16 protein-coding genes and 1 riboswitch are annotated in these 18,797 nt (G+C 61.9%); of the genes, 1 reads left to right on the top strand and 15 read right to left on the bottom strand.

Translation table 11 applies throughout. The features are described from left to right. The 3 genes from VF167_10590 to VF167_10600 form a co-directional block, all read right to left on the bottom strand. Positions 1-207: hypothetical protein (locus tag VF167_10590; protein ID HEX6925874.1), on the bottom strand; the 207-nt coding region annotated here is incomplete at its 3' end. 17 nt (positions 208-224) lie between these two features. Beyond that, positions 225-1,472 (bottom strand): glycosyltransferase, encoded by a 1,248-nt coding sequence (locus VF167_10595; GenBank protein HEX6925875.1) that lies wholly within the window; start codon positions 1,470-1,472, stop codon positions 225-227. Then, entirely contained in the window at positions 1,469-2,863 is a 1,395-nt protein-coding gene (locus tag VF167_10600) for an O-antigen ligase family protein (GenBank protein HEX6925876.1), read from the bottom strand. Before VF167_10600 ends, VF167_10595 begins: the two co-directional genes overlap by 4 nt. Positions 2,864-3,287: 424 nt before the next feature. Continuing rightward, positions 3,288-3,375: riboswitch (cyclic di-GMP riboswitch) on the top strand. A 202-nt stretch (positions 3,376-3,577) separates the two neighbouring features. Between VF167_10600 and VF167_10605 the strand changes: the two genes are divergently transcribed. Further along, the gene (locus tag VF167_10605) at positions 3,578-5,686 is read left to right on the top strand and encodes an Ig-like domain-containing protein (GenBank protein ID HEX6925877.1); all 2,109 of its coding nucleotides are present in this window, start codon (positions 3,578-3,580) and stop codon (positions 5,684-5,686) included. Between the two features lie 332 nt (positions 5,687-6,018). On the opposite strand, the gene VF167_10610 is transcribed toward VF167_10605, so the two are convergent. The 12 genes from VF167_10610 to VF167_10665 form a co-directional block, all read right to left on the bottom strand. After that, entirely contained in the window at positions 6,019-7,314 is a 1,296-nt protein-coding gene (locus VF167_10610) for a glycosyltransferase family 4 protein (GenBank protein HEX6925878.1), read from the bottom strand. Positions 7,315-7,434: 120 nt separating this feature from the next. Next, positions 7,435-8,187 (bottom strand): hypothetical protein, encoded by a 753-nt coding sequence (locus tag VF167_10615; GenBank protein HEX6925879.1) that lies wholly within the window; start codon positions 8,185-8,187, stop codon positions 7,435-7,437. Between the two features lie 787 nt (positions 8,188-8,974). Continuing rightward, a complete protein-coding gene (locus tag VF167_10620; protein HEX6925880.1) occupies positions 8,975-10,210 on the bottom strand; it encodes a glycosyltransferase in 1,236 nt (411 codons plus the stop codon). 118 nt (positions 10,211-10,328) lie between these two features. Beyond that, a complete protein-coding gene (locus tag VF167_10625; GenBank protein HEX6925881.1) occupies positions 10,329-10,772 on the bottom strand; it encodes an adenylyltransferase/cytidyltransferase family protein in 444 nt (147 codons plus the stop codon). Then, entirely contained in the window at positions 10,769-11,971 is a 1,203-nt protein-coding gene (locus VF167_10630) for a CDP-glycerol glycerophosphotransferase family protein (GenBank protein HEX6925882.1), read from the bottom strand. The genes VF167_10625 and VF167_10630 overlap by 4 nt, the downstream gene beginning before the upstream one ends. Before the next feature lie 74 nt (positions 11,972-12,045). Then, the gene (locus tag VF167_10635; protein HEX6925883.1) at positions 12,046-12,642 is read right to left on the bottom strand and encodes an acyltransferase; all 597 of its coding nucleotides are present in this window, start codon (positions 12,640-12,642) and stop codon (positions 12,046-12,048) included. Positions 12,643-12,699: 57 nt separating this feature from the next. Next, positions 12,700-13,329 carry an acyltransferase gene (locus tag VF167_10640; GenBank protein HEX6925884.1) on the bottom strand — a complete coding sequence of 210 codons (630 nt, stop codon included), beginning with the start codon at positions 13,327-13,329 and terminating at the stop codon, positions 12,700-12,702. 130 nt (positions 13,330-13,459) lie between these two features. After that, entirely contained in the window at positions 13,460-15,196 is a 1,737-nt protein-coding gene (locus VF167_10645) for an ABC transporter ATP-binding protein (GenBank protein HEX6925885.1), read from the bottom strand. Continuing rightward, the gene (locus VF167_10650; GenBank protein ID HEX6925886.1) at positions 15,193-16,470 is read right to left on the bottom strand and encodes a DegT/DnrJ/EryC1/StrS family aminotransferase; all 1,278 of its coding nucleotides are present in this window, start codon (positions 16,468-16,470) and stop codon (positions 15,193-15,195) included. Before VF167_10650 ends, VF167_10645 begins: the two co-directional genes overlap by 4 nt. A 5-nt stretch (positions 16,471-16,475) precedes the next feature. Beyond that, positions 16,476-17,528 (bottom strand): FemAB family XrtA/PEP-CTERM system-associated protein, encoded by a 1,053-nt coding sequence (locus tag VF167_10655; protein ID HEX6925887.1) that lies wholly within the window; start codon positions 17,526-17,528, stop codon positions 16,476-16,478. A gap of 114 nt (positions 17,529-17,642) precedes the next feature. Continuing rightward, positions 17,643-17,921, bottom strand: a complete 279-nt coding sequence (locus VF167_10660) for an acyl carrier protein (protein HEX6925888.1) — start codon at positions 17,919-17,921, stop codon at positions 17,643-17,645. 57 nt (positions 17,922-17,978) lie between these two features. Continuing rightward, positions 17,979-18,680: a hypothetical protein gene (locus VF167_10665; protein ID HEX6925889.1), complete on the bottom strand. Its 702-nt coding sequence runs from the start codon at positions 18,678-18,680 to the stop codon at positions 17,979-17,981. Between the last annotated feature and the right edge of the window lie 117 nt (positions 18,681-18,797).

The raw sequence follows: 18,797 nt of genomic DNA on the forward strand, positions 1-18,797 counted from the left end.
GACGATCGCCCTCACCGCTTCGACGAAGGCGCCGGGCTCATTCAGCGCGTTCGGTACCTGATATTCCGCCGCGACAAAGCGCGAAGCGCCGGCGAGCGATCGCGCGCGCGTGGAGCAGACGACGACGTGGTGCCCCGCCGCACCCAGCGAGCGCGCCGCCGCCAGCGCGGCGCGCTGCTCTCCGTCCGTGATCAGGATCGTCGACACCGGGCTGGAAGGCGGCATCAGGAGCGGGGGGCCGCGGCCAATGTGTCCACCTCCACGGCGCTACCTTGCTGCTCGACATCAGATGGTTCGTCCGTTGCCTCGGCACGGTCGACAGGGCGCATTTCTGAGCTCGCCACGCGCGTCTTGCGCCGCCCTCGCTCTGCGATGACCTGCTCGTACAGTCCCTCGTATGCACGGATCTGCGCCGCCAGCGAGTAGCGTTCGATGGCGGCGTGGCGTGCAGCCTCTCCCAGGCTTGCCCGGCGGGCCGGTTCGCGACGCAGGGTCTCGATCGCGTCCGCGATCTCCCGCGCGGAGCCCGTGTGCACGAGCACCCCGGTGCGTCCGTGCTCGAGGATCTCCTCGGGTCCACCGCAGCGGGTGGCGACGACCGGGAGGCGGCTGACCATGGCCTGCACGGTCGCGATGGAGAAGCCCTCGCTGTCCGAGGTGACCGTGAAGAGGTCCATGGCGGCCAGGAGGCGTTCCGCATCGGAGCGGAAGCCGGTGAACTGGACGACATCGGCGAGTCCTAGCCGATCGCGCAGAGCGAACAGCTCCCCGTGGAGCTGCGGCGGCGTCTGGCCGACGACCACGAAGCGGTAGTCCGGAGATCGCTGCCGCAGAAGGGCCGCGGCCTCCAGGAAGAGGTCGTAGCGCTTGACCGGCCGCAGGTTTCCGAGCGCGCCTACCAGGAAGGCATCCTCCGGAACACCCAGCTCCGCGCGAGCGGCGGCCCGGTCCAGGCCTTCGTGCCGGCGCGGGTCCACCCCGTTGGGGATCACCGCCGTGCGTTCGCGCGGGAAGGGGCCCTCGGCCAGGAAGCTGTCGCGCAGTGAGTCCGAGACGAAGACCAGGCGCGACACCCCCCGGCGGATGAGACCGAACTTGAGCGCCTTGAGGCGTTCGCGGGGCGACAGGTCCCCCTGGCCGTGAATCGTCCCCACCACCGGCACGCCGGTCAGCATCCCCACGATCCCCGCCTCCACCGTGGGTCCGAAGAGGTGGCTGTGGATGACCTCGATGCCTTCGTCGCGGACCAGGCGTAGCAGTCGCCGGAAGAACGGGAGGTCGTAGAGGCGCCGCGCCGAGTCGATGCGTGGCTGGATGCCTGCCGCCGACAGCTCTCCCGCTAGCCAGTCGACCTCTGGCAGGATCGCCGTGGAGTGCCAACGGGACCGGTCCAGTCCTGTGACCAGAGCCAGATATACCGTCTCCGCCCCGCCCGGACCGCCGGTGTTGATGAAGTGCAGGATGCGCTTCATCGAGCGCCTCCCGGAGCCGGGATCGGCAGGGGCGTGCGCTGGGTGGCGAGGTGTTGGCGGGCCCGTGCCTCTTTGCGAACCTGTTTGACCGTGTGCCGCGCGGCGTTATGCAGAGCGACCGTCATCGCCAGATTGATCCAGAAGTAGGGATAGTAGAGCACGGTGACGAAGGAGCCGCTCACCATGAAGCCGATCAACGCCCCGTCGAGGCCGTTGGCCATGCAGGATAGGAAGCGTCCTCGCTCCCTCAGGGGCCGGAGCAGCTTCCGGGTCTGATAGTTCACCACGAAGGTGGCGATGATCATGGCGATGAAGGCGAGCAATCCGATGTAGCCGAGCTCCGCCCCCGCCTGGATGAAGATGTTGTGGGGGAGACCCAGTCCGCCGTGGACTTGCCGCATGTATTCTGTCCAGTTTCCGTACCCGATGCCGAAGATCGGATGCTCCCGCATCGCTTGGAGACCGGCGGCCCAGTAGATCTTGCGCGAGACGGAGGTCCCGTCCTCCCCCATGGAGCGGAACCGATCGAGCGATTCCTCGGGCAGGAGGAAAAAGCTGAGGGCAGCAAGTGCAGTCAGTGCGAGCGCCCCTTTGAGCTTGTGCTCTGATTTCGCCAGTAGATACAGCCCGACGACCGCCATTCCGAGCATGGCGCCGCGCGAGGAGGATCCGATCGTTCCGACGACCACCGTCGCGATGATCAAGCCGAAGAGCGCCTTCAGCTTCCACCCCCAGTGCGCTTGCAAACCGATCAGGAAGTAGACGACGATCGGCAGGAAGACGTTCATCTCGATGCCGAACTCACCCGAGTTGTGAAACCAGCCAGGTGCGCCGGTCGTGCCCCAGTCGCGGAATGCGAATCCCGCGCTCGCCCAGGAGCGGGTTGCGTGCTGGGACATCTTGAAGTTGTAGAGGACGAACGCCAGCATGAAGACCAGGAACCGTTGCTCCGTGACCACGATGTTCGAGATCAGGAGGAAGATCAGCACCCAGGCGAAGTACTCGGAGATCAGGCCGAAAGAGATCGCCGGCTGGAATGCGGTAATGCAGGAGATGACGAGGACACAGCTAAACAGGAGCAAGGTTGCGTCTGCTACCGTACCGGGCTTTGCCTTCCGCCGCTCGAAGAAGAGCGCTCCCATCGTGGCAATCAGAGAGAGCTGCGCCCATGGTGGACCGGCGATCGCCTCGTAGATGGACTGAGGCCGCACGTACTCGAAGAAGAGGTAGATGTTGATGCACCAGAACGCAGCCGACTCCCTTCTCAGGAAGCGCCAGATCACTCTGGGATCGAGCCGGTACAGGGGGTCGCCAGGATGACCCCCGGTTGCTCCCGCCAGCCCCTGGCGGATCCGACCCACCCTTTGGAGCGCCTGGCTCGTGCTCGACATCAACAGGTCTTCTCTCCGTCTGTGTTCCGCGAAGCCGGTTCGAGGTCCGGTCTCTCTGGCACGATTCAAACCGCCTGGAGCGTGGTTCGATCCATTCGCTGACGCCCGCTCACCTCGCGGTTTTGAACGACCCAACGCCCGAACAATCATCCGCGGGGCTTACCAGAGCCAGCGCCACCGGCAACATTTGTTGCATATTCGCAACAATGTCCGAATGTATCCGTAACGGTGTCTGGCAATCTGCAATGGTATGGGCGGAACGCGCTCGGGCGGCACTCCATCTCCTGCCGATTCTCGGCGCGAGAGATGTCATATAAGCGTATATATTGTAATCGTTTAGCGGCTCGGCGCGCGATCTCGAGATCACGAGGGTTGCGTGGTCCGAGACTTCCATTTACCTTCGCTGCGACGACGAAAATATAGACGCTGCTCAGAGCAAACCTGTCGAAAGGCAGGGACGCAGAGCTAAGGGGCTACAGCGGCGCCGCCGCCATGCTCGCCTGGCCGCCAGCTATCGAGGATCTCGATGCTGGCGGCTTTTTGTCGTGCCGGATTCGGGGGGGGGAAGCCTTTGAGGTAGCGGACGAAATGAGCGGCAGCTTGCGCCGATAAATCCGGTAAGAGGGAGTCGCGGAACGCGGCGTGCCAATCCTGCGTGGAGACAAAGCGATGGTGCGGATTCGAACAGCGAAGGACATGCTCTGGATTCCGTTGGTGCTCGGCCTCTCCGCCGGGTGTGGAGACCAGCCGTTGGAGGCTCGAGCCGAGCTGGCGACGCTCGCGCGCATGGACATCGTGTCCGGCGACCGGCAGGCGGCGCTGGTGGGCACGCAGCTCCCCGCCCCCCTCATCGTCCGGGTGATTGGTCGGGACGGCCAGCCGGTAGAGAAGCAGGTGGTCAACTTCCGGGTGACCGCGGGCGGCGGGAGCGTCTTTGCCGGCGTCGCCTTGACCGACGAGAATGGCCAGGCCCAGGAGTGGTGGACCCTGGGCAATGAGCCGGGTGAGAACCGCTTGGAGGCGCGGGCGGTCGATCCCGCTTCGGGTGAGAAGTTCGTGCTGGCGCAGTTTGTTGCGACGGGGGTGGTGGACAAGGAGCCGCCTATCAGGCCGGCGAGCTCTCGTCTCGAGCTGGCCCTCGTGGGCGACGACAGCGTCCGGGTTCGGGCACACTGGACGTCCGTCGAGGACGCGGTCTCCTACGACTGGACGGCGGGAACGAACTCCGGCCGGTGGTCGGCCCGCGGCTCCGTCAAGGATTCGGTGGTGACCACGCGTGCGCCCTTCCGGGACGAAGAGTACTGGCTCTGTGTGCGTGCGGTAGACGCTGCTGGGAATCGGAGTGCTGAGCCAAAGTGCGCGACCGCCGACGCCCCGGCGAAGGCTTCGCCGCAGGAACCACAGCAGCCTGAGCCTGAGGAGCCTGCGCCTGAAGATCCAGCGCCCGAGGAACCGGGACCGGAGGAGCCAGGGCCTGAAGAGCCTGCCGATACTGCCGGTCTTCCAGCTCGGCCGACTACTCCCAAGGTCACACTCGCCTCCGTCAACGCGGATACCTTTAGCATCCAGGCTACCTGGGGTGCGGTACAGGAGGCTGTGTCGTACAAGTGGAGTACTGGTACCAACTCAGGCAGGTGGCAGAAGGCGGGCTCCACGGAGGCGGCCCAGTTGACCGTGAAGGCGCCGGTACGGGATGAGACCTACTGGTTCTGCGTCGCCTCAGTGAATGCTGCTGGAAGGTCCAGTGCCGAGCAGAGCTGCAATACCTTCACGCCGCCCGAGGCTGAGGATCCGGAGGAGCCGGAGTACCCGACCCCCGCCATCGGCAGTGTGGAGGTATCGCCAGCTTCGGCTGAGCTCGAGGTCGGGGAAACCCTTCAACTGACGGCTGTAGTCCGCGACGGAGCCGGCCAGGAGTTGCCTGATCAGACGGTTACCTGGTCAAGCAGCAATGCCGCCGTTGCAACAGTCACGAATACGGGCCGGGTGACCGCCGTTGGCTCCGGTTCCGCGACAATAACGGCCGCCGCGGGCGGAATAAGTGACAGAGTTACCGTAGCCGTTATCGAACCGCCATCGACGCAGGATCCTCCACCTGATCCATCAGATTCGAGCCCCGCATTTGTTGAGGATTTCGAATTGTACGCCGACGGTGCGGACGTTACGGGAGGCAACTCCTTCTTCCGATGGACGGATGGGCGGTCCACCAGCGTTTCCAGTGGACGTGCACACTCAGGATCCCGCTCGCTCGAATTTCGGTACGGGCCTTACGAAGGCGGCTATAGGTGGGCGGAGCAGCGCTTCGCTCATGATCCGGTGCAGGAGTACTGGTTGGAGTATTACGTCTACATCCCGGAGAACTATTTCCACCATCGCGTAGACAACGCAAACAACAACAAGTTCTTCGCGTGGTGGGGCCCCAATGGGTACAGTGCACCCGGAATGGGAACATTCCAGCTCTGGGCCATCGGTGACACCGGCGATTCCTATATTAATATGAATCGATATGGCCCCAACTCCACATACGCGGAGTACACTGGCCGCAATGCTAACATTTTCGACGCCAGTCATCACGGAACATGGCAGCGGATCCGCATTCACCTAAAACTCTCAGACATGGGCCAGCGCAATGGCATCCAGAAGCTGTGGCGAGGGGATGAGTTGCTGTTGAACGACATCAATGACAACAACAGCGCGGATCGTGCAGAAGCCAATGTTCTTACAGCGGGGTATTTCTGGGGCTGGGACAATGGTAGGTATACGGAGCCGACTGTATTCTACGTCGACGACATTAAGATCTATACTAGCGATCCAGGCTGGTAGTCTCGCTAGCTGGTAAGCCGCTCTGTAGTCGCTTCGGCGCCTCCTCATTAGCATGGCACCGCCGCCTCAGCCCGAGGGACGGTGCCATGATCAATTGGAGTGAGGCGCGCTCCCCTGGATATCGACTGGGGTCGGGTCTCTGGAGGGTTACTGTAGTTTCCGGTCCAGAAGTCGATGCCCTGGACGTGGATCCGATTTGAAAGGACGTCGATCATCCGGGCAGACTGCAATTCTGTCCGCCGATCGTCCGTCGCCCCATTGCGGAGCGGGGAATGGCCGGCAGCGGGGCTCCCGATTGGCAGTGATCAGGGCTTTCAATGGGAACGTTTGTCCTAGGCCACCGCCCGGCTTGGGGAGATCAGCCGATCGTAAGCATCATGCAGCTTCTCTCCGATCACATCCCAATCGTAGATTTCCTCGGCAGTCTGCCGAGCAGCGCGGCCAATCCGCTCGCGAAGGCTGACATCTTCGAGAAGTTCGACAACGGACGAAGCAAACGCATCCGCATCGTCCCGAATGAGAATGTTTTCCCGATCCACCGCCTGGAGGCCTTCGCAGCCAACTGACGTCGACACAACGGCCTTTCCCATAGCCCAAGCGTCAAGGATCTTCAATCTGGTTCCACCTCCAATGCGCAGAGGCACAACGTAACACGCAGCAGACTCGACAAACGGACGAATATCCTCGACGTAGCCTGTCAGCCGTATCCCATATTTCCGGGAGCATTCGTCAATCACACTCGTCGGTGCTCGACCCACCCAGGTGACAGCAACATTGGTTGTGCGACGTATGCGCGGTAGAATTTCTTCCCCGAAGTAGTAGAGCGCATCGCGATTTGGGTACCAACTGTACCCCCCGACAAAGACAATGCTTCGGGCTGACGCGGTGCTTGGAGAAGGCCGAAAGGCTTTGGTATCTACCCCATTCGGAATTGTGATAACGTTGGCTCCAGGAGCTATTGCAGTTAGCCGCGATCCATCAGCATCGGATACGACGGCATTCAGATCGATCTTTGGGCACCACCGCGCTTCCTCGGAACGAAGCAAACTTGCTTGAATTCGGAAGTAGTAACGCTTCCAGGGGGATTCTTCAGTGAGCGCACGTCTTGCCAATAGATCTGATTCGATATTGTGGTGTGTGCAGGCGACTGGCAGTCCGTTCAGCGCGGGGAGATAGCTCGATAAATCGAGGCTATCCAAGTGAACGAGATCGAACCGTTCAAACCTTAAGAGCTCTTTAAGCCGCTTAGCGAACTCTGCAGAGTCGTACGCGAACACCGTATAGGGTCGCCGGCTAGTCGCACTCCTTACGTGGTCCCAAAGGAGTCGGAGACGGCTGAACTCCTGCGGTATTTGGAAGGCTTCCACTTGAGCCATGCCGCTTAGACCCGCGATCCCTGCTTCAACGGCTTCAGGGGATGGACGGGTCGCTCGACGAAAGAAGCACAGCGCCGTCACGTCATACTTGTAGGACAGAAGGCGCAGGATATTATAGGACCTGATCTGAACACCCCCATCGGGCGGGAATGGGAGTGTTTGGCATAAAAACAAGAGTCGTTTGCGCCCAATTCGCTCCGCGGGCTGGCCAGCGTGCTCTGAGAAGCGGTGTTCAAGGCTCGAGGTGGGCATGGGACTAATATCCACTAGCAAGGAGCAGACTGCGAGCCATGCATGAACGTGACCGGTGCTGGTGCAATTTGACGACCAATGGGGCGAGTTGTCGCCAATTGGGACGTTCAGAAAGCCGGATCAATCTTGATGCCGATGGCAGAGGTTTACGACTGCGCGGAACTTCCCCCCGCGCGTCCTAGGAATCGAACCTACGAAAACCACCTCAACCCTCATTGAAGGTCCAAGTCGAAGTTTGAGTTCGGCAGTTAGCGCATCGAGTTGGCTCTTTGGCAGGTCCTCAGCGACGATCTTTGCGGTAACGTGGTCGGGCGCATCCTGAACGATCTGAGCTTCGTGTATTTGGGTAACGGCTTTAAAAACCGGGTCAAGCCGCCCTACACGCCTCCCCTCCGGCGTGACGATGATATCGTCTCGTCGTCCCTCAATACGACTGATCACGGGAAAGGCGCGCCCGCACTTGCACGGCTTGTCCCCCCAAGAAGCGAGATCACCAGTTGCGTAGCGTATTACCGGCATGACTCCGTTGACGAAGCCGGTGGCGATGATCTCTCCAACCTCGCCAGGCGGTGCGGGGGCTCCCTCAGTGAGAATCTCAACGATCCCGTACTCGGGATTCACATGGTACTCTCCCTGTTCGCACTGAGTTACGAACGCGGCCATCTCGGCCCCGCCGTAATAGTCGAACACGGGAGCTCCGAACGCGGTGGAGATCAGTTTCCGAGAGGTCGGGTCGAGAGTCTCCGACGATGTAACGATTGCGCGCGGTCGAATCGTATCGATACCGTTCTGAAGGATGTAGCGGGCAATCGGAACGATGCTAGATGGATAGCTGTCGATGAGCTCAGGCTGGAACGAGGCCAACTCGCGCACGTATGCCGGAATGGTCGCGGCGGAGATATGGTAAGAGGAAAATAGCAGCGTCGAGGCAGCATAGTTGCGCCGCCAGTAGGGCGGGGCCGACTGATTCGGGGGCACCACCGTACGGCCTGCAAACGTAGCCGTGCGCGTTCCGGGACAAATACCGGCCCAGGCCAACAATCGGCTAAAGAAGGCGTAGTTGCGCTGGAGAGCTGACCGGTCACAATACACGGTTAAGGGAGTGCCTGTCGTGCCCCCTGTATGAATTTCGTGGATTGCTCGGTGCGGCACGGTCGGGCTGATAAGTTGATCCCGCGGCCCACGAAGATCGTCCTTTCTCAGGATCGGAAGGCGGCGCAAATCCTCCAAGGAATCAACCCGAGTCGTGGGAAGCCGTTCCCGATAGAGGGGTACTCCCCGGGCAATCTGTAGAATGTCGTTCAATCGCCGAAGCTGGAGTTCCCGAAGTTGTTCGGGCGAGAACCATTGTGACCTTAGAAGGTCCGCCAGGAAGGCGCGCTGCATCGACCCATAGCGCGCCCGGCGCAGCCGTGCACCATAAGCTGAGATAAGAATGTTTTGCATCCAAACGGGGGCTGCGAAATACGCCCCTAGCAATTTGCTGTGCATGGCTACCTGCTTCTATAGACGCGGCCAGTTACTTTGCGCTGTGGCAGCGGACTGTGGTAGGAGATATGGTTGCGACTCCACGCATCTCGTCTGGTGCCTGTGAAGTGGCTAAGCGTAGGGCGCGACGCGTTGCAAGGAGTGGCGCATTAAGTCTCGTCTAGAAGCCAGCTTATCTGGAAAATCCGGAGTCATAGAACAACGGATTGTCGGGGCGAAACTGAGGAAACAGTGTCTTATACACGGCTGCCACAGCGGCAGCGTTCTTCGTGAGGGAAAAGCGGTACCTCGCTTCGTGGGCCGCCGAGCTGCCGATGTCGGCACGCCTCGGCGAGTCGTGAAGCAGCAACTCCATGGCTTTCGTCAAGGCGCCACAATCCCCAGGGCGCACCAGAATGCCGGTCAGGCCGTCGCTAATAACCTCAGCCGGACCGCCTACCTTGACGGCGATAACGGCGCGTCCCGCCGTCATTGCCTCTGGGACCACCATCCCGAACGGTTCCGGCTCGATGGATGCGTGCACGACGATATCCATGGCGTGGTAGTAGGCCTCGACGTCTGTGACGTATCCAGTGAGAATGAAGCGATCGGCCAGACCCGATTCCGCGATCATCTGTCGGATCCCGTCGAAGTACCTCTTTTGGCCGTCAGACTCGTCTCCTACAATCACGGCGCGAACGCGCGGATTCGCCCGCATAGCAGCGATAGCGGCCTCCACGAATATGTGCTGACCCTTCCACCGCACCACGCGACCGAAGATGCCAATCGCCAGATCCTCGTCGCTGATGCCGAGGTGGGCGCGGATCCGTGCACGGTCACACGCGCTCCGTGTAACGCGATCGATGTCGACGGGATCGTGTATGGTGGTGATGCGTTCCGGGTCAAACCCGAGGTCGGCCAGCCCTTTCGCCACAGCGTCGGAAACGGCAATGACACGAGAGACATGGTCGACCGGCGCGAGGCGGTCATTCAAAGGCGCAGACGCAAATTCGCGCAGATGTACGATGCATGGGACCTTTGATATGCGCGTGGCGAGCAGTGCCTCGGCGGGGACGAAGCCGTTGTTGAGGTGGACCAGATCCACCTGCTCACGCCGCAGAAGCCACAGGAGCCACGCAGTATTCTTGATGGCGGTTCCCACGTTGATCACGGCAATGAGCTTGCGCACTGCCCAGCGTACGCCGCGCAAGCGCACGTGCCGATCCGCCCACTCGATGACAGCCGCGATCGAGCGGTAATTCACCCATCGGCGGAAGTACCACACCCTGCACTGGGGCAGCCACCGCTCGACGAGGTCGGGCTTCTGGGTGGTGAGGAGCAGAGGCTCCACGCCCGCCAGCTTTCCCAGTGTCAACCCCAGGCTCTTGATCGCGCCGCCGAAGCCGATGCTGTAGTCTACGTACAGCACGCGGAGTCGAGCGGGCTCTCCTTCAGGCAGGGGCGAGCTCGAGTCGGAGCAACTATCGCGCTGCAGCCCGGCTTCGCGCGTCAAGCCACCCTTGGTGACACTCATCAGGTACGCGCTTCTACTTAGTAACCCCAGCCAGGCCACCCACCGCCACACGGCTTCCAACCGCACCGCCGCGACGTACGACCTCGATGACTTCGGTGGTGGAGATCGACGGCGTCCGGGGCAGGTACTTGACCTCACAGCAATCGGAGAGGTCATCGAATCGGCCCTCCCAGTCGTTCCCCATGACGAGGATGTGGGCGCCCCACTGAAGAATGTAGTCGCGCTTGGCCTCCAGCGACTCCTCGACGAAGACGTGGTCGACGCAACGTAACGCAGAGATGATCTTGATTCTGTCTTCCTGGCAATAGACCGGACTGCGTCCCTTCTTCTTGATATTCAGAGCGTCCGACGACACGCCGACGATGAGCTGGTCGCCCAGGGCGCGGGCGCGCTCGAGAATGTTGACGTGGCCGACGTGCAGTACGTCGAACGTGCCGAAGGTGATAACCCGTTTCATGCCGTCGCCTTGGGTGAGGGTGAGTCGAGCAGACCGAACAATCGGTCACGTACAGCTGCGGCCGCGTCGGTGGAATGAGTATGGAAGAGTCGGCGTGCTTTCAGGCGTCTTTCCCGGCAGTGATCCGAATCCACCAGCGCACGCTCCAGCTCGGTTAGGAGATGATCGAAGGTGGTGCAGCAGGCCCCGCCGAACGCATCGTCCAGATCGTAGAGAAAGCCCCGCTCCCGTACGTAGGCTTCCAGATCGTAGGCAAAGTGGATGATCGGCCTGTCGAGAAGGAGGAAGTCGATGTATATGCTGGAGTAATCCGTGACGAGGACGTGCCCTCGACGGAGGATGACGTTGACGTCCGCAAACTCGTTCAGGGAAATGATCGCTTCGCTCTCCCGCATGTCTCGGTAGACGCTGCGATGCCTCACATTGGCGTGTCCGCGAACACCGAGCACCGCGTTGTGACGGCGAAGCAGGCAGGCCAGGACGTCCTGCTCTTCCTCGCTGAAGGAATAGAGCGACTCGGGCCTTTCCCTCCAGGTAGGGGCATAGATCACAAGCCGTCGGCCGTCCAGAAGGCTGTCGAGGTGAGCCAGTGCGCTTCTGTAATCGGCCGGCAGCGCGGACTCTTCCTTGAGAATCAGGCTGTTTCGTGGTAAGCCCGTCAGCCAGACCCGATCCATCGGGATAGGGGCGAAAGCCTGAGCCATGATTTCGCGGTCCCGCTCGCTGGAGCAGACGATCGCGGAGTAATGCGGCGTCTCCTTCTCCCACCAGGTCTCGTGGGGAAAGAGTCGGCCGATCCGCTTCAGCGGAATGCCGTGCCACAGCTGTATCAGGTCGTGGCGTCCCGGGCGGATGCGTGAGCTGTAGCTGCTCACGCCCCGGAGGGCATAGCCGGTAACCAGGACCTTCGATCGTGCCAGCAGGTAGGCACCGTACAGCGATTCCGCGGCGACGAAGGTGACCCTCGTGCCTTCAACAGTAGAGGGAGGCGACTTGGACTTCTGGAGGATGATCTTCCTGATCCGCGAATCGTTCTTTACCTCCTCGAACAGCGCTCTGGGATTATCCAGCGTGTGGGCGTAGCCCTCCCACGTGCAGAAGCACCAGAAATCGCTCCGTACCGGTGTGACAAGACTGAAGAGGTCGAACGCAGCTCGGATGGCGCGCGCACGAGCATGAGCGAGAGCTTTCCTCCCCATGGCCACAATTCCACTAAGCGGAGAGGAGAGCGTCAGTGTAGACATTGGGTGTAACGCCGTGTGCGCCGGCAGCTTCAGCCGTCGGCCGGCTGGTCCGCCCGACCGTTGACCTCGTCGATCAGGCCGACTACGCGCGCGGGATTTCCAGCGATGATTGAAAAGGGGCGGTAGACCTTGCCGCCGACGATGGCACCGGGTTGGACACGGCAGCCTCGAGAAAGCACGGCGCCGGGCAAAATGAAGGTGTTCGCTCCGATCTCGACATCGTCCTCGATGATCACTTCCTTTTCTGTATAACCTTGCCGATTCACCGGAACGTCCGGATCGTCGTAGTTGTGGTTACCGCTCCAGATCTTGACCCCCGGTCCCGTGCGCACGTTGCTGCCAACCCTCAGTCCTCCGGAGGACTGCCAGAAGTTGTCGGCTCCGATCAGAACGTTGTCTCCTACGACCAACCGCTCGAGAGATCTGAACCGTGCGCCGGGGAGCACACGCAGATTCGCGCCGCACGAACGCATACGACGAGCTACATAGCGCCCGCGCAGGGCGTTGCCGAAGGTGCCCGGGACTTCCCATAGCAGCCAGTACCCGTAGTACTTGCGCTCGAGGGGATCCTGCAGGTCCCATCGTAGCCGCCGAACGAGAACACTCCACCGGACTTCCTGCGACATACAGCTCTAGATCTGAAGGTCAGGAGTGGATGAAAGAATCACACGACATGGGCTCGGTCAAACGGCGGGTGCCGCACGTCTGGCCGCTGTTGCGACTTCGTCCGACGCTTCGTTTCGCACGGGTCGTCTACCGCCGCGGTATCCGATCACACGAGCGGGATTGCCGGCGAGGATCGAGTACGGCTCGTAAACCTTTCCTTCGACGACGGCGCCGGCAGAGACGATGCAGCCTTTCGGCAGCACCGTGCCCGGGTGAATGAAAGCGTTGGAGGCGACAAAGACGTCCTCACCGATGATCACCGGGGCGTTTGTCTGCCCTTGATCTTTGACAGGCACGTCCGGGTCGTCGAAGTTGTGGCTCGTAGTCCAGATCTTTACTCCGGGCGCGAGCATGACGTTGTCGCCCAGGCTGAGCCCTCCGATTGCCTGGAGGAAATTGTCGTAGCCGATGGTGACGTTGTCGCCCACCTCCAGATTGTGAACCGACCGGAAGCGGCACCCGGCGAGCACCTGCAGGTTGGTTCCCGCCTTCTTGATGCGCTTGCTGATATAGCGCCCCCGCAGCATATTGCCGAACAAGCCGGGGATCTGCCATATCAGCCAGTAGGCGTAGTAGTGGCGCTCGTGCGGATCTGCTAGATCCCAACGCAGGCGGCGCAGAAGGGTGCGAAGCGTTACCTGTGACATCGTCGTGCCTATTCTGGTATGCGAGCGGTCTGCAGTTCTGAACGGATGGCGTTCGTTGCTTTCAGAGAGCCGGCGGCCGGACTCAGGGCTGACCAATTCCTCTTTCCTCTACTGGTGCATCGAGCTCCCTCTACACCGCAACCGGACCTTCTTCGAGCCGCACGATACCGCCCCTGTCGAGCTGGATCGTAAGGTCGGCGGTCTCCCTCAGTGCTGGCTGATGCGAAATCGCAAGGATGGTAACGCGTCCGCGGAGCGCCGCGAGCGTGTCCAGGATCGCTGCCTCCGTCTCGCTGTCGAGCCCCGAAGTCGCTTCGTCCAGGACAATCAGAGCCGGATTCCGAACGAGCGCTCGTGCAATCGCGAGCCGTTGACGCTGGCCGCCCGAAAGATTGGACCCTTGAGGCGCGATAATGGCATTGATTCCAGCGGGATCGCGTGTAATGAAGTCCCACGCGCCTGAATCCTTCAACGCCTGCTCCACCCTCTCGTCGGAGATGGACGCATCGCCGAGAGTTACGTTCTCGCGGACAGTATCGTGGAAGAGAAAGACTTCTTGCGGTACGTAGCCGATCTGCTGGCGCCATGCGCTCAGATCGAGCTCGGCGAGCGGAACGTCATCGACATACACTTCACCTGCGCTGGGGCGTCGAAGCCCGGTGATCAGATCCAGTATGGTGGTTTTGCCGCACCCCGACGGGCCCACCAGCGCCGTGATCCGTCCGGCCGGTATCTCGATGCTCAGGTTGTGCAGCACGATGAGGTCGCCGTACGAGAAGGACACGCTCCGCAGCTCTATGCTGCTGCTGAGACGGGCCGGAATCAGGCTTCCGGTGGACTGCTCTTCGTGCGCTTTTGCCTCATCGATGTGCTCGCGCACCATCCAGAACGCGCTCTCACCCGCGACCATCAGCTGATAGCGCATCTGCAGGTTGCTGACGCTCGTCATCATGCGATAGAAGACAAACGCCAGTACGATGATGGAGGAGAACGACCGGTCGGCGATGGTCAGCAGCGCCACCAGACCAGCACCGAGCACAAGAGTGATTATCGGCTCCTGGAACAGGCGAATTGACTCCGAAGCCAGGATATTCTTCTGGTGAGCCCGGTTGAGGCCGTCGGCTTCTCCTTTCAAAAGAGGCCAGAAGAGGTGCTCGCGCGCCATGGCTTTCATGGGCTTGATCCCCTGCATCGCCTCCACGACCGCCCGAGCCATGCTCAGCGTGTGGCGCGTCTGCTCCTCGCCCGCGGTCCGGCCCAGCGATACGTACTTGCGCAGTCCTCGAACAAGGAGGAACCCCGCGGCCAGAGCTGCCACGGTGACCTCCCAGGAGATGAGGGCGGAAATCACCAGGTACATTACCACCTGGAGCAGGCCGCCCAGCATTACACATGCTTCACGATATGCGGTGGCGGCTCGGTTGGATTCTCCGGTGATGCTGGCGGCAAAGCCGCCGAAAGCCTGGCTCCCGATGTAGCTCCATTTGGCTTTGAGGAGTGCCGCTACCATTTCGAGTCGCAGCTCGTATGCAACCCGCGCGACGGTGAATCCCACCTGCCGCATGGCGAGCCACAACAGAATCGCCTTGAACGTGATGCCAACGACCAGCACACCGACCAGGATCTCGAGCGATGGCTCGAGGCCGAGTGCGCGTATTCCGTTCTGTAGGGCGAGCCCAAGGCCGGAACTGGCCTCGGCGTTGGGAGTCGAGGCTACTTCCAGGAGCGGCACGAGGGTTATCACGCTTATTCCCTCGAGAACCCCGCTTACGACCTGGAGGATGACCATCAGTGCCGTACGCGCAGGGTATGCTTTCCCGAAGTAGGCGAGAAAAGCACGGCTACGCGGGTGCACGAGATTTATCATGGCTTACACTGATTGCCGGTTGATCGCGACGTCAGCAGAAAGGCAATCTCCGCCTCGTCCGTCGCGGTGATCCGTTCATGAGTCGGTAGAGTGACGAGCGAGCGAGTCAGCAGCCTGGCGCCTGGCCAGTTTCGCGGTCCAACCGGGTGCAGACCGTCGAACACTGGCAGATCGGGGAGCACTTGCTGGTAGCTCGGCATGATGCCGGCGCTCTTGCAATGAGCGCAGTCCACGAAGAGGCCCCACCGGTCCAATGCGGGGAATCGCAGATAGCCAGCTTCTCCCGCGGGGGTGCAGTCGATGGGCTGCAGGACGGACGAAGCGTCGAGCAGGGATCGCCATTTCGTGGCGGTCACCTTACGCCGGGATGCTGAGGCCGCGGCCAATGCGTGGTGCTCGAGGGCCAGGTTTGCCGCCGCTCGTCCGATCGACCTGGGAGCAACGGGGTCTCGATAGACTGTCTCCCCCAACCGCAGGAAGGGCAGGGAAGCGGGTAGCCCGTAAATCTCGGGCCTGCCGCAAAGCCACTGTGCGAGAAGTGACACAATCGACTTGACGTCCTGTCCGACGACCGCGGGTTGGAGGGTCGGCATGGCCTGCGGCAACTCCCCGCGAAGAAGCAGCGCCCCCCCACCACCGCCGGTCCATCCCTTGCCGCGCCCGAAGCTCAGAACTGAGAGCGAACCGAGGCTTCCGAGAGGTCTGCCACGCCAGCGGCCGCCATGACCTTGCGCCGCGTCCTCGATCAGGATCGCGCCGAACCGCTCCGCCAGCTCTTCGAGCTCGTCCCAAGGGGGGGGCATGCCATACAAGGGTGCCACCACCACCACCGATGCTCCGTGCCGCAAAGCCATCTCGACTGAATCGAGATCGGGCGCGAGGGTGGTAGGCTCCACGTCGAAGAAGGAAACCGGCACCCCAGCCCCCACCGCGGCGGTAGCGAGATCGAAGCAGGCGAACGCGGGCAGGGCTACCGCACCCTTTCTCCCTCTCGCGCACCAGGCCAGCTCTAGTGCCAGTTGCAATGCCTGGGTGCCGCTATCCGTCAGTACGCTTGCCGAGGCGGAGTATTCGCGACACAGCAGTTCGCTCAGGCGTGCCCTGGCATCCGAAATTCCGAACCCCAGTGCGGTGCGGGCGATCGTCACAGGGGCGACCGGCGACCACGCCGGCAGTTGCCGTCGGAGGCGCCGCAACAAGCTCGAGCGCTCCGGGGCTCTAGTCGGCGGAGCAGCAGCCTCCACACCTACGGCAATTGCAGTGTCGTTGGTCACGTTGGTCAGAACTGAGGTAGCCGCCGCGCGATCGCGGGACCGAGGAGCTCTGCAAGGGGCAGCGGCATTCTCTGCCAGAGCTGCGAGGCAAGCCGAAAGATTCGCCCTTCGTCACCTGCCGTGGCTGCTTCTCCGGGCCATGTGGACCAGTGCAGTGGCTCCTCTGTGCCGCCCCACTGCAGTTTGAAGCGATGCGTCCCGCTTCCCGGTGTGCAGCGGCCGAAGTTGAAGGCCCGCACTCCCCGTCGAATCATCTCCTCCATGAGCGATGCATACAGCAGCATGTTCGGCGCTTTTGCATTGTGCTCGCGGAGAGAGGACGCCCACGTGATCTCGAATTCGTCCCGCCAGGTGAAGCCACATGCGGCGGCCACCGGCGAGCCATCCGCGTAGACTGCCGCAAAGACCACCTGACCGCCGAAGTAGCGTGGCAAGCCGCTGAAGAACGGGCGCGGCAGCACCGGGGTTCCCAGGTCGCGCATGTTGCGCGAGAAGACTCGATAGAACGCGTCGACTTGATCACGCCCGAAGCGCACCTCCATCTCCTCCTTCTGCGCGCGGCGGATCTGGCTGCGGAGCTTGGCACGAAAGGTCCGCTGCCAGAGCTCTTCCACAGTCGAAGGAAGGGGCAGCACGACCGTCACCTTCTGTCGGCTGGGTCCAAGCTCCGTCTCCTGTGGAGCACGGGAGCGCAGCTCGAGCTTGCGCGCACCGCTCCGAGCAGCCAGATCGCGAGCGCTGCGTGTGAGCGCCTCGCAGGCCGCGCGTGAGCCGAGGGGCCCCCCGTAGTTCACGTACGGCACGGAGACCAGGTGGCGGCCCAGCAGGCTGCGCATGCATACCAGCGGAAGCACTCCGTCTACGGAGCCTGCCTCCTCCCTCGCCAGGAGGTACATCGGGCGATGCCCGAATACCTCCTGGATCAGCTGTCCCCAGCCCCACAGGTGGCAGAAGGAGCTCCCAGGGTGCGTGCTCACGTATGCGTCCCATTCCTCCGCATCGTCTGCGGACGCGAGCGAGACATTGACGGATGCGCTTTCCTGAACGGCTGCGAGCACCGAATCTTCCTTTCGCGTACGCGGGCGTGGGGATCGGCGGACCGGTGACCTCCACCAGGCTACCGACGTCCGACCAGCGACTTTCAACGACAATTCACTGCGATTCCGAGGTCATCAGGCGATGTGGCGCAGCTCTGCCTCGCCGAGCCGAGCGTTCACGTAGTTCGCGATCGCCTGCACGGAGCCGAGATTGTCCTCAGTGATGTCAGTATCGCTGACCTCCAGACCAAACCGCTCCTCCAGGAAGACGACGATCTCCATCACGCCCATCGAATCCACGATCCCGCTGCCGAGCAGTGCGTCGGTGTCGTTCAGGACGAAGTCCGGGCGGGCGTACAGGAAGTTGTCGGTAATGAATTCGCGAATCTGGGCGACGACTGTGTTCGAGCTCATGAGTCCGGTCGTGTTTGATGTGGGACTGTGATAATTCGACGCGTACGCGTCCAACGGTCAGGATGCTTCCGCAACGGGCTTGAGGGCCGCCGCACGAGCCAGCGTCACCAAAAATTGCTCCGCGATATATCGCCGGCCGGACTCGTTGAGGTGCCCATTGTCGAATGTCCACTCGGGGGCGAGCATTGGAACCTCTTTCGAGCGGAACTTCGAGGACGCGGGGCTTCCGTCTGGCCGCATCGACTCCAGATGCGCCAGGTCGAAGATCGGGGCTCTGCCACCGTATTCCTTGCGAAGAAGCTCATTGAACAGGTGCCTCTTCGCGTTCAGCGCCGTCTCCGTGCGACGCCCCAGAAAGATCTTCACGTTTTCCTTGATTCCTTCGGGAGCGGTCGTGAGCGGCACGGTGATGTGGATTATGGTCGTGTCCGGATGCGCGCGCTCGAGCCGCCGCGTCTGGGCGACATATGCCTCGAAGAGAGCTTGAATGTCCGTCTGGTCGCCCACGTCGACATAGCAGTATTTGTACATCGCGAGCGCTCCGGGTCCGAGCCCGTTCTCGACGGCCTTCGCGAAGGCTTGGGCCTTGGTTTCGGGCCGCCTATTCTCGCCAATGTTCGCGTCGATGAACACGGCGTCGCTGCTGCTCGCGGCGTACGGACCCTGAACTATTCGGAGGCGAATGTTTGAGCGCTCGGCCAGAATTTCGCGCACCCCTTCCATGATATTGCGGCCGACCGACTGGTGGCCGAAGAACACGTTGCGGGATGCGAGCGCTTCCCATTCCGCCTGCGTGACATCGTCGAGTGACGCGAGCCGGCGAGGCTTTGCCGGTACAGTCATGGGGTCGCCTCCACGAACAGAGAAGCGACGATC

It is taken from the genome of Longimicrobiaceae bacterium, assembly GCA_036375715.1.
In the GTDB taxonomy this organism is placed as follows: Bacteria; Gemmatimonadota; Gemmatimonadetes; order Longimicrobiales; family Longimicrobiaceae; genus DASVBS01.

Coding starts and splice junctions, on each gene's coding strand:
- VF167_10660 (HEX6925888.1), bottom strand. CDS start 17,921: ATGAGCTCGAACACAGTCGTCGCCCAGATTCGCGAATTCATTACCGAC.
- VF167_10635 (HEX6925883.1), bottom strand. CDS start 12,642: ATGTCGCAGGAAGTCCGGTGGAGTGTTCTCGTTCGGCGGCTACGATGG.
- VF167_10625 (HEX6925881.1), bottom strand. CDS start 10,772: ATGAAACGGGTTATCACCTTCGGCACGTTCGACGTACTGCACGTCGGC.
- VF167_10640 (HEX6925884.1), bottom strand. CDS start 13,329: ATGTCACAGGTAACGCTTCGCACCCTTCTGCGCCGCCTGCGTTGGGAT.
- VF167_10630 (HEX6925882.1), bottom strand. CDS start 11,971: ATGGGGAGGAAAGCTCTCGCTCATGCTCGTGCGCGCGCCATCCGAGCT.
- VF167_10645 (HEX6925885.1), bottom strand. CDS start 15,196: ATGATAAATCTCGTGCACCCGCGTAGCCGTGCTTTTCTCGCCTACTTC.
- VF167_10600 (HEX6925876.1), bottom strand. CDS start 2,863: ATGTCGAGCACGAGCCAGGCGCTCCAAAGGGTGGGTCGGATCCGCCAG.
- VF167_10610 (HEX6925878.1), bottom strand. CDS start 7,314: ATGCCCACCTCGAGCCTTGAACACCGCTTCTCAGAGCACGCTGGCCAG.
- VF167_10595 (HEX6925875.1), bottom strand. CDS start 1,472: ATGAAGCGCATCCTGCACTTCATCAACACCGGCGGTCCGGGCGGGGCG.